Raw genomic sequence first — 11,252 nt, forward strand, 5'->3', positions numbered from 1 at the left:
GAGAGGCCCGAAGGTCCCCCTCTTTGGCCCGTATGCATCATGCGGTATTAGCCATCGTTTCCAATGGTTATCCCCCACATCAGGGCAATTTCCCAGGCATTACTCACCCGTCCGCCGCTCGCCACCCGAGAAACAAGTTTCTCTGTGCTGCCGCTCGACTTGCATGTGTTAGGCCTGCCGCCAGCGTTCAATCTGAGCCATGATCAAACTCTTCAATTTAAGATTTTGTTCGGCTCAATGAATACTGACTTCAAAACTACTAATGTAATTTTAAAGCTATTATCGTTCCAACAGAACGACAATGAATTGACTGTGCCAAGACTAAGTAAACTTAATCTCGATTGGTCACTCAGTTCATTGATACCTAATTTGAAACCGAAGTTTCTAATTGGATTATCATCAACGAGTGCCCACACAGATTGATAGGTTTATATTGTTAAAGAGCTTTCTGACAACTTAGCGACTTAAGCGCGTCTTCATCAGAGGGTGCGTATCTTACAACGCTAATTTTGATAGTCAAGAAGTTTTTTAATTTCTTTTTCTCAACCTGACTCGCTGCGTGACTTCCGTCTCACTCCGTGTCAGCGAGGCGGCATTATAGGGACTTCTTTTCAGCGCGCAATACTTTTTTTAAACTTTTCTTTCAACCGCTCAACAAATCATCAGAATGGGCTTTTTTGCATATATTTTCAGCACATTTGAATCTCATCACAGCATTAGATTGGAAAAAGAACGCACATAAACTTAAGATTTGTGTGTCTATTTTGTTAATAGGCATCCATTTTATCTGTACCCTAAATGTAGTAATCCAGTATGACGTTAAAAAAACTTATTGCGAGTGCCGCTCTGGCTATTCTGGGTGGGTTCCTTTTTTCTCAGCTTGCTCTATCTTCAGCTGTTAGTTTCGTTATTGGTGTAGTGCTTACCACTTTACTTTTTTCTTTTCTTAAGAGCGCACCTACTATAGATAACGATGAACCCTCTGTTTCAACAAAAACGCTTTATGTGGGTAATCTGCCTTATAAAGCCAACGAGAGTCATGTTCGCGAACTCTTTGCTGAACATGGCGAGGTGTATGCGGTGCGTTTGATGAAAGACAAACGCACTGGGAAAAGAAGAGGTTTTGGTTTTGTTGTAATGGCAAGCACTGATGCAGAGAATGCTATTAATGCTCTTAATGAAAAGGAATATGCTCAACGAACGCTCAAAGTCCGTATCGCGAATGAGATGAAGGCCTCTATAGAGGATACGGCTCTATAGTTTCAAACCCCATCTTTTGTAATGAATGGTTCAGCGCAGCTTCATCCCAAGGTTGCGCTGTACTAAATATCCTTTTCTGAGCAGATCCTGCCAATGCGTCTTCATGTTTTAGCAGATCTCTCACTCGTCTCGCAATCGCCTCACCGGAGTCCACGAGCAAAATGCCTTCCCCTAGCACGATCTGTATTTCTTCTTTTATTAACGGGAAATGAGTGCACCCCAACACAGCTACATCGATTTTATTTACCATGGGGTCGAGAATGGATCTTAGTTCCGCGAGATCGACAGGTTTGCCTCTTAACTTTTCTTCCGCAATATCCACTAACCTTGTTGAACCTAGCAGCTCGACCTCCTTCTCTTTGGCAAAATCACGAATAAGGTCATGGGTGTATTGTCGAGTTACGGTAGCTGGTGTCGCAATAAGGCCAACAGCTTTGCTTGCCAATGATGATGCAGGCTTAATAGCGGGAACCACACCGACGACCGGAATAGATAGCACGTTTCTCAGTGTAGGAAGAACAATGGTACTGGCCGTGTTACAAGCAATGACGACCAGATCAATATCGAAATGGCGAGACATTTTTTCCACCAAGACTTCCACTCGGCTTAATAATGTTTGTGGAGAAAGCTCTCCATAAGGATAGGCTTGGTTGTCAAATAAGTAGTAGTAGTTCACTTGAGGTAACAGCTTGTTCATTTCTTGAAAAACGGACAAGCCGCCTACGCCAGAATCAAAGACCAATACATTCGGTTGATTTGAACTTTTCACTCTCTTAAACCTACCTCGACCAAAACGTCCAAATCATACTCTCTCATGCTAATTTAGCAATGCTGCTCGATATCTTTGATAGGTGAAGCGGCCATCACTTTCCGTGGCTGTTAATTCCAACGAAATCTCCCCATCAAAGCAAGGTGCTCCAACAACCAAGGTATGAAACTCGCCATCTTCTCCACAAGGATCAACACCTGGAGGGAGCTCGGCGATTAAAGCTTTGTCATACCAACGTCCACACCATGACCCAGCCAGTTGATGACCATCCGTGGTTACGATCAACGTTTTAATACCACGATCAATAATTTCATTCGCTAGGTCATAACTCGGTTCCCCTAACAGCGGGAAGACGCACTCCCATCCGGCTGGTTCAATATAGCTTCGTCGGTAATCAGCAATGCCATTACAAAACATATCGCCAAATGCCACCGCATCGATCTCGATGCCAGATGATTTCAGTCTGGTCACAATGCGTTGTTGATACACCTCGTTTGACGGGAAGATTTGTGGCAAAGCAATTTTAATCAGCGGCAAATTGAGCAGTTGAGCCTGCATTTCGACAACTTCTAATGGTGTCGCTTGGAAAGGGACTTCACGATCAACGTATGTGGTATAAAGCGCCACGATTTGATAGTCAGGATTTTCCATCAACCTTAATAAGGTCAAAGTAGAATCTTTACCACTTGACCAACTAATAACAACTTTCTTTTTCATCACGCCCTCTGAAAAATAAAACCGCCCGAAGGCGGTTTTGAGAATGAGTTAGAACTGATACGTTAGATTCGCGAAGTATCTGCGCTCTGGAGCGTTGTAGTTCAATGTGGTTTGATACTTCTCGTTTGTTAGATTGTCTACTCGCACACGAACAACCAGATCAGGAGAAATCCAATACCCAACCGACGCATCCCACAAGCTTACCGATGGTAACTCATTCTTCGGATCGCTGACTTCTTTAGGATTACCCAACCTCTCCCCTGTATAGGTATAAGTCAGGTTAACGTCGAAATTCTCATACGAGGCATCCATCAACCACTTGTAGTTTTCATCTGCGCGTTTGGCCAATTTGTTCCCGCCAGAATCTTGGTGATCTTTAAATTCCGCGACAACCGTGTGATGAACAAACCAAGTATTGAAGTAGCCCGTAATCTCAAGCCCTTTTAATGTTGCATCCACATTCTCTGGGTACCACCAAGGTGAGCCTTCGTACCAAATAATAAGGTTGTCGACATCATTGTCATACGCTGCAACATCCACGGTGAAGAGAGCAAACTCACCCGTATAGCCAATTTCTCGGCTCATCGCTTCTTCAGGTTTCAAATCTGGGTTATTGGTTAAGTCCGAATAACTCGGCGCTTTGAAAGAAGTACCAAACGTTGCCCTGACAGAATGAGACTCTGTGAGTTGATAGCGCGTTCCTAGTGACCATGTTCGATAATTATCGTAAGTGTCATGCTTGTCATTACGTACACTCCCCGTCACTTGTAAGTCGCCCAGTTGAAGGTCTGTAGAAAGATAAACACCGGTCGTGCTACGAGACTCTCCAGCTAGTTTGTCTGGATTGCCATAGCTTAAAGCATCATCATCAAGCTTTTCTCTGCGCCAATCTGCACCTGCGCCAATGGTAACGCCCTCTGATATCAAATACTGATTGAGGAATTGCAGGTTGGTTAACGCGATTTTCTTGACCGTTCCCGCGTTATCCTTGCCCTCAGCTTGTGAGTAGTTCAAGTTTTCAATCGCTTGCTGGTTGGCTCGTAAAGTCGAGCTTAGACGGGAACCGCTATACTGAACATCCGCCGTGATACTTAGATTTTCAGAGTAACCGTAATTTTTACCCCCTGAATCATATTCCGTTAAGCTGTCATACCAACGCACTGACGCTGATCCGGAAAATTCATCATTGAACGCTTGGGAATAGGAGGCAAAAAGATTCTGGCTCTCATACCCATAGTTCAAGCCAGTTTCTGGGTCCTTGATATCAAACCCTTCTGTCTCTTCAAAACCACCAGCAAGTTTCAGCACGCCACCATTAGCAAAAGCCCTAGTCGTCGAAAAGTTCGCTTCCTTCTGCGCGTCACTTCCCGCCCCTAGAGAGACGACGGAACCTTCACTCGATTCACTGGACGTGGTGATAACGTTAATCACTCCAGCAATTGCATCGGAACCGTATAGAGCCCCACCTGGGCCTTTAATCACTTCTACTCTTTCAATAATACCTACAGGTATATGGTTAAAACTGATCCCGCCTGCAGCCGAGTTAATACGAACACCATCAACTAAAAATAAGACTTGATTGCTATTAAAACCACGAATGAATACGGAAGCTGAGTGACCGCGACCACCACTTTGAGAAACCTCGATACCGGGAACTCGTTTTAAGACATCAAGCAAGGATTTCGCTTGCGTTTCTTCAATTTCTTGTTTTGAAATCACCGTCGTTGACGCGATGACTTCGGCAAGTGGCTGCTCAAAGCGGTTAGCTGTCACGACAACAGTGTCATTAGTTTGCACTTCTTGAGCGTGTAAATAAGAGATAGGGGTAAGCAGCGATGTCATGGCGATCGCTAAAAGAGACTTTTGCATATTGTAATCCTAAATCGCGTAAATCCTACCGAGCGTGAAGATAAGGCTTCCAGTGTTTGCTCAGTTGCTGGCAGGTATTCGGACTCAAGAGCTGTTAACCTACTCGCCTGACTTCCCACACGATTCCGTCGTGCAGTGTCTTAATAAGCTTTCGTTCTCTCTTACCGCTGCGCGTCAGTTCCGGATTCACACCGGATTCCCTTTTCAGCCATCTATACTTCCAGATAGCACCAGCTTGAAGCGCATACTATTAAGCGATTGATTATTTGTCCAGTTAGAATTGGCATAAGCTATATTTTTACACAGTAGTGCTTATCAATTTCCCCTTGGTACTGGACAATGAACGGGGATTGAATAAAATCTGCGCTCTTTATCTCTAAAGCACCCGAAAGGTATGAATTCATGGCGACTCTTGATGTAAACCCACAACGCTATCAGCAACAGTTAGCAGAAAAAGTGCAACGCTTAACCGATATGTTTGCACCTTATCAAGCCCCTGAGCTGGAAGTGTTTGAGTCTCCAGAGCAGCACTACCGCATGCGCGCTGAGTTCCGCGTTTGGCATGAAGGGGAAGAGATGTACTACATCATGTTCAACCAAGAGACGCGTGAAAAATACCGTGTTGATCAATTCCCTGCGGCCAGTCGCTTGATCAACGATCTCATGCCTTTGCTGATTGATGCGATGAAAGACAATGAGTCGCTACGTCGTAAACTGTTCCAAGTCGATTTCCTTTCCACTCTGAGCGGCGAGATTCTGGTTTCTTTGCTTTACCATCGCCAATTGGATGATGCTTGGATTGAAAATGCTAAAGCTTTAAAACAGCGCCTGAATGACGAAGGGTTTAACCTAAACCTCATTGGTCGCGCACGTAAAATGAAGATCGTCCTAGACCGTGATTACGTGGTCGAAAAGCTCGACGTCAACGGTAAGCCTTACACCTACCAACAAGTAGAAAACAGCTTTACTCAACCGAACGGCAAAGTCGCAGAGAAAATGTTGGAATGGGCGGTCGATTGTACCCAAGAAAGCCAAGGCGATTTATTGGAGCTTTACTGTGGTAACGGTAATTTCTCCCTTGCGCTGGCGCAAAACTTTGAGCGCGTGTTGGCCACAGAATTGGCGAAACCGTCTGTGGAATCGGCGCAATACAATATCGCTGCGAACAAGATTGAGAATGTGCAAATCATCCGCATGTCAGCGGAAGAGTTTACCGAAGCGATGGAAGGGAAACGTGAATTCCGTCGCCTGAAAGACAATGGCATCGATCTCAAGAGTTATAACTGCAACACCATTTTTGTTGATCCACCACGCTCTGGCATGGATGTAGACACTTGTAAAATGGTGCAAGGTTACGAGCGTATTTTATACATCTCTTGCAACCCAGAGACATTAAAAGAGAACTTAGACATTCTGAGCGAAACACACCACATCACACGCTTTGCTCTGTTCGATCAGTTCCCGTACACCCACCACATGGAAGCAGGCGTGATGCTAGAGCGCAAGAAATAAGGCATGAAGAAGATGCGTTAGGATAAGGGCGCATTGATAACAATTGAGTGTAATTACCCAACCTGATCTCAACGCCACCGGCTCTGCTTGTGGCGTTTTGCCTTTCTAACCAAACGCCGTTTGTTCTCACATCCTCGCTAGACTGTTCGCAACCACTCTAAGTCGTTTAAAACGATGGTCTTTTCACATGGCCGAGAAACCACGTTGAGGTGACACATGAAGGCAGAGTGCAGTGCCTAACCTATCTTTCTCTTTGGCCATACCACCGCTTTAGCCTAGCAGCCACCTTATTGTCTCTTTAAACCAGCGATGCTCCTCAGCCCATACGACTAAGCGAGGTGACCAATGATAATACTGCGCCACCAGCCACTCACCGCCGGGGAGTTTGAGTAATACGTCGTCACGAAAGTGGCGATAGTAATCCAGTGTTTGCGGTTGTTCAGCAAACAATGAGGTGGCGAGAAAGCATCGACTATCGCTACGTTGTTCTTCCCCCGCTATCGCCTGAGGAGCGATGCTTAACTCAAGCAGTAGTTGAAACGTATCATTTTGCTCGAGAGCTCCCTGAGCTTGGACGTCCGAGTCCGTACTAATCGCAAGGCTTTGACCTCGGTTGGTGATAATGGTACTTCTCTCCCCACTGCTGCTGACCAACCGAGCTTGGGTAAACTGATAACTTTCTTGATCTAGACGGAGCAAAATACCACTTCGCTCTGCGAGCCATCGCCCTGACAGCAGCAAATGACCGTTAGCCAGTTGTTGCGCGCCAACAAGTTGCGCTGCCGTGAGATCCAAACGAAGTAACTGCTCCGCCAGTGACACACTCCACGAGTCACTGTTTTCGATGCTGACCAACGCTATCTGCCGCTCTTCGTTGACGCGATTTTTCACGGTAATTTGCCCCGAACGTGCCACATCGGTCGCCAATCGAACTCGGTTTCCGGCCACCTCTTGCACCAAATTTTGCGCATCTGCGATAACTTCCAAATCCACGCTGGTATTGTCCGATAAGTTTGCGCCATCGACAAAAAAAGTCACCCATGCCTCTTGTCCTGACGGCACTGGCCCAACCTGGATCACGCCACTTAACGAATCTGAAGACGCTTCACTCAAATCCGAACTGATGTCAAACGTGCTACTGCCCACGTCAATCCGATAGACCAAGCGCACCTGATAACTGTCCTCACTCGAGCCTTGGCGATCAAGATACTGATTGCTGGCACCACTGACACTGGCTATCTTCTGCTTATAGCTATTGCTGCTGGTTCGATAGATTTGATACTCATTGGCATAATCACTGCCTTGCCATGTCAACAGCTCACCTCTATCGAGACTCTGTTGATAAAGATGTATTGGCGTGGGAGCGACGGGGAGATATTCGAGTTGTTGCCACACGCCCTCCAAACTTTGCCACTCTATCCAACCGGCAGGCATATCCCAATCGTTAAACGAAACACTCGCTGCACTACTTTGCGTCGGGGTAAGCAGACGCACATAGTCACCCAAGGTGCTATTTTGTGAAGCACTACGATACCGCCACGCACTAATTTCATCCAATCGATGTCCAGCAAGACGAAGCTGACCAGAGTCACGCACAACCGACAACACTTGTGGAGCCAAGGCCGTGATATCTGCAATATTAGCCACACTGAGCATCCGCCCTTGCCGCACTCGGTGACTCAAAGAGGTATCGCGCTGGCTTTGCTGTACCAAAGCACTGACCACCTCCGCTGCTGACCAATGGGGATGCTGCTGCCATAACATCGCGCTCGCCGCCGCAACAAAAGGCGCCGCCATGGAAGTACCGCTCTCCATTCTTGTTGCGTTGTTCGGTGCTAAACTGAAAATATTGGTGCCAGGTGCCGCGAGATCAGCGTAAGCCCAATTGTAATTGCTTGTGCTGCTGAGACGCTGGTTGGCATCGTCCCAGTTTGCCACCACTAACATTGCCGATAGTTTGGCAGCAAACTTGGCTGGATAAACGTCTGCGCGCCCAAGATCAAGGCCTGAGTTGCCTGCCGCAGTCACTTGTACAATGCCGAGTTGATCGGCTTCACTCATTACATCCCATAATGCTTGCGAGTACTGCGTTACTGTCCAGGAGTGGTTGATGATGCGAGCCTGTTGGTTGATAGCCCAACGCACACCTGCTACCGCATCAGCAATTTTTCCTCCACCCGTGCTACCCAAAAAGCGAATCGGCATCACTTGTGCACTGCTGCAAGCGCCTTCAACTTGGCTGGTTTCATTGGGTTTGGCGGCAATGATACCCGCGATATGCGTACCGTGACCAAACGGATCACTCATGCTGGTGCTTTGGTTGATAACATCAAATGGTGCCGAGAAAAGTACGTGACTCAGCGCCTCGTGTTCGGTGTCCACCCCAGAATCCAGCACCGCCAAGCGAATCAAATCGCACTGCCTTTCTGTAGTACTCAACTGAGTGAAACCTGCAATCACTAAACCATCTTGTGCGTCTAACGGAGGCAACGCTGCACGTACAAGACCACTTTTTCGCTCTCGTTGATTCTGTTGCTGTGGCTGATCGACTTGCAAAGGTGAATTGGGCTCAATGTAGCGAACATCCACATCCGAGAAAAAGGACACGAGTTCGTCCTCATTAACACTCAGCAAGCGGTCTTGGTCCGCAAAAACATAGAGGGGTTGTCGATGATGATGGTGCTCTTGATACCCCTCATTGCTGATGCGAATCAGCCAACTTTGGGCCAGTGCTGGATGGCTCGCTAGCACAACAGCGCCAAATAGGGTCAATATGATGAGAGAACGGCGAAAAAGGTACGGCATCCGTGCGATTCCTGTATTAAAGCTATCCTTTCTATTAAAACTCAAATTTAAGCCGTTTCATCGATAAAAATGGTTTGAAACGGACTGATTATTGCTGTTCTGCATAAAGCATCACACCATGCCGTGAAACAGCATGGTGTGATGGCTTAGTCAGCGATTAACACTCGAACATCAAAATCACGAACACGCCACGATTCCAAGTTCAAGTACAAGTACAAGTACAAAGTTCAGCCTTACTCAATAATCACGCCACCATTACTGCCGTAATCAATCGCCAGTTCAGAGGCACTCAGAGTAAACGGTTGAATACACATAGTTGCGTTCCTTGTGGTGGTGTAAGTCATCACTTCGGTCACGGCCGTTTCAGATACGCCTTCACAACTTAAACTATAACTGTTGATCTGCGAATCTGGATTCCAGTCGCTTTGCAAGTTGCAGTAAGCCGAATTGCCATCAGCATAGAACACGCCCTCTTCAAACAGATCTAGCGCACCATCCGTATTGAGGTCGGCATAATCGTTGTATTGCACTTCGAGATCGTTAAGCTGATCAATCGCACTCTGCTGAGCAGCGTTCACTGCCAGCAAAGCATCGATCTGATCTCGCATCCATTGCACATCACTCTCAGTGGCACCATTGGCTAAATCATTATCGATTTGCATCTGAATGTTATTGATATCTTGTGTGTTCATATCAATCGTCCCCTGATGATTTGCTCGATAATTGTCGAACTGTGAGTACAAATAACTGTAACCATTCAACAGCAAGGTGTTGATTGCGCCAGCCACCCAACGGCTATTGGCTTCATCCCAACTGTATTGGTTGCTGAAGCTGACGTCTTGGTTGGTTAGATCGCTACAGCTCTCACTTGCTCTAGCAAGCAAGCCCGTTTGCACCGCAATTTCATTGAGTGACGCATCGAGGTATCTGGCCGGCGTTGTTGTACCATTTGCTGTACTGCCTTGTTCAAGAACTTCAATGAAGAAACCATTAATGGTATTGCCACCAACGAACGAGTTTGCACTGCCGCTCAATACATCTAAGAAGGTCTTTTCGTAGTTATTTTGTTCTTGCCAAGTATTGACGTGTAACACTTGAATACCAGTGTCAATAGGTTGTCCGCTACTCGCATCGTAGTAGGAGATATTCTCCATGTCCCAGCTATTACGTTCGGTTTGGCCATCACCATCACCACTGACATGGGCCACCCCCATCAGCACAGTTGCATTCCAGAACGTTCGGATCGGTGAGCTTTGATTTGCATCGCTCCAATCTAACGAGATAAGCTCCATTTCTTTGGTGCCAAGCTCAATAAACGCACTGTTTTCTCCAGCGGCATACTGCTGAAATAAACCTGCGATACTGTCTTGACGGAACATCTGCTCAACCACTTGACCTGGCTCAACCATGCCACCGTTATAGTCACCAGACTGGTTATTCGCATAAGGATGTAAATCGCTTTCGCCCGCGCCATCTTGGATACGCCACACGGGTGCCAATAACGCTGCTGAAGCTTTGGCATTGAACTCATTTCCAGTTAATACGCCAGCATCGCCATCGTCGAGATCCACCTTCTCACCCAAGTTGCCTGAATACCCATAGAGGCTAGGTAAGTGTAAGCCGAGAATGTTCCCTGTGATGCCCATTGCTTGTGCAGGTGTCTGTACCCCCTCGGTTTCAGGGTCCCAGTCTTTTTCATGTACTTGATTGAGTAGAGAGAGCGCGATTGGCGTTTGAGCCGTCCAAGTCGCCGCCACCCCTTTTAGTGCAACTTGGTGCTCTCCTTCAGTGAACGTGACATAGCTAACACTGGTCTCACGCAGCACACCTTGCGCATCCAAAAACTTCGCTTCGACACGGTACTTGCCTGGCATCAAGTTGACGGATGCCGTTGGCGAACTCGCACTGAGCGAAGCGGCGACAGCAAAGCGCTCTTTTAAGCCGTTCATGGGTAACTCGTAACACGCTAACTCTTCAGTGCCCACCATAACGGTCTCATTTTGATAGGCAGCCTTAGCTGAATCCTCATCGCAGGAACGGTGGGCTTCGAGCATCTCTTCCGCTTCAGAGAGACTGCCAACGTATTGATTGCGATAAAAATCGACTTCTATGTCACTGGCGCTACCAATCCAAGACGCTCCCACTTCTGGTGTGGGGAACTTAGCCGCCAATGTGACCGATGCGCTTTTCTTCTCTTGAGGCGCATCTGATGAAGATGCTGCTAGGTTCTCATCGTTACAGCCTGCTAAGCCGATTGCTGCAGCGACAACCACTGCTAATGGTTTAAGTGTAAATAAAGTTTTCATAGTTGTGTCCCTGC

At 46.9% G+C, this 11,252-nt stretch carries 7 protein-coding genes, 1 rRNA gene and 1 riboswitch; of the genes, 2 read left to right on the forward strand and 6 right to left on the reverse strand.

What is annotated here, in order from left to right; genetic code table 11:
• A 16S ribosomal RNA gene (locus FC652_RS15145) occupies window positions 1-219 on the reverse strand; the annotation flags it as partial.
• A 594-nt stretch (window positions 220-813) separates the two neighbouring features.
• Between FC652_RS15145 and FC652_RS15150 the strand changes: the two genes are divergently transcribed.
• Window positions 814-1,260, forward strand: coding sequence for an RNA-binding protein (locus tag FC652_RS15150; protein WP_176299264.1), 447 nt, complete (start codon window positions 814-816; stop codon window positions 1,258-1,260).
• On the opposite strand, the gene murI is transcribed toward FC652_RS15150, so the two are convergent.
• From murI to FC652_RS15165, 3 genes are read right to left on the reverse strand one after another with little or no spacing between them, the layout of a single operon-like run.
• Window positions 1,238-2,029 carry a glutamate racemase gene (gene murI, locus FC652_RS15155; protein ID WP_176299265.1) on the reverse strand — a complete coding sequence of 264 codons (792 nt, stop codon included), beginning with the start codon at window positions 2,027-2,029 and terminating at the stop codon, window positions 1,238-1,240. The two genes, FC652_RS15150 and murI, sit on opposite strands and share 23 nt — an antisense overlap.
• A gap of 48 nt (window positions 2,030-2,077) precedes the next feature.
• Window positions 2,078-2,746 carry an adenine nucleotide alpha hydrolase gene (locus FC652_RS15160; protein WP_176299266.1) on the reverse strand — a complete coding sequence of 223 codons (669 nt, stop codon included), beginning with the start codon at window positions 2,744-2,746 and terminating at the stop codon, window positions 2,078-2,080.
• Between the two features lie 48 nt (window positions 2,747-2,794).
• Window positions 2,795-4,615, reverse strand: a complete 1,821-nt coding sequence (locus tag FC652_RS15165) for a TonB-dependent receptor (RefSeq protein ID WP_176299267.1) — start codon at window positions 4,613-4,615, stop codon at window positions 2,795-2,797.
• Window positions 4,616-4,666: 51 nt separating this feature from the next.
• Window positions 4,667-4,865: riboswitch (cobalamin riboswitch) on the reverse strand.
• Window positions 4,866-5,017: 152 nt separating this feature from the next.
• On the opposite strand from FC652_RS15165, the gene trmA reads away from it, so the two are divergent.
• On the forward strand, window positions 5,018-6,127 hold the full coding sequence (trmA, locus tag FC652_RS15170; protein ID WP_176299268.1) for a tRNA (uridine(54)-C5)-methyltransferase TrmA: 1,110 nt from the start codon (window positions 5,018-5,020) through the stop codon (window positions 6,125-6,127).
• 270 nt (window positions 6,128-6,397) lie between these two features.
• Here trmA and FC652_RS15175 read toward each other — a convergent pair whose 3' ends face one another.
• Both FC652_RS15175 and FC652_RS15180 read right to left on the reverse strand, forming a co-directional pair.
• Complete coding sequence (locus FC652_RS15175) at window positions 6,398-8,932, reverse strand: S8 family serine peptidase (protein WP_176299269.1); 2,535 nt, start codon at window positions 8,930-8,932, stop codon at window positions 6,398-6,400.
• A gap of 233 nt (window positions 8,933-9,165) precedes the next feature.
• Complete coding sequence (locus FC652_RS15180) at window positions 9,166-11,238, reverse strand: hypothetical protein (RefSeq protein WP_176299270.1); 2,073 nt, start codon at window positions 11,236-11,238, stop codon at window positions 9,166-9,168.
• Between the last annotated feature and the right edge of the window lie 14 nt (window positions 11,239-11,252).

The organism is Vibrio sp. 05-20-BW147, assembly GCF_013369385.1.
GTDB lineage: Bacteria > Pseudomonadota > Gammaproteobacteria > Enterobacterales > Vibrionaceae > Vibrio > Vibrio floridensis.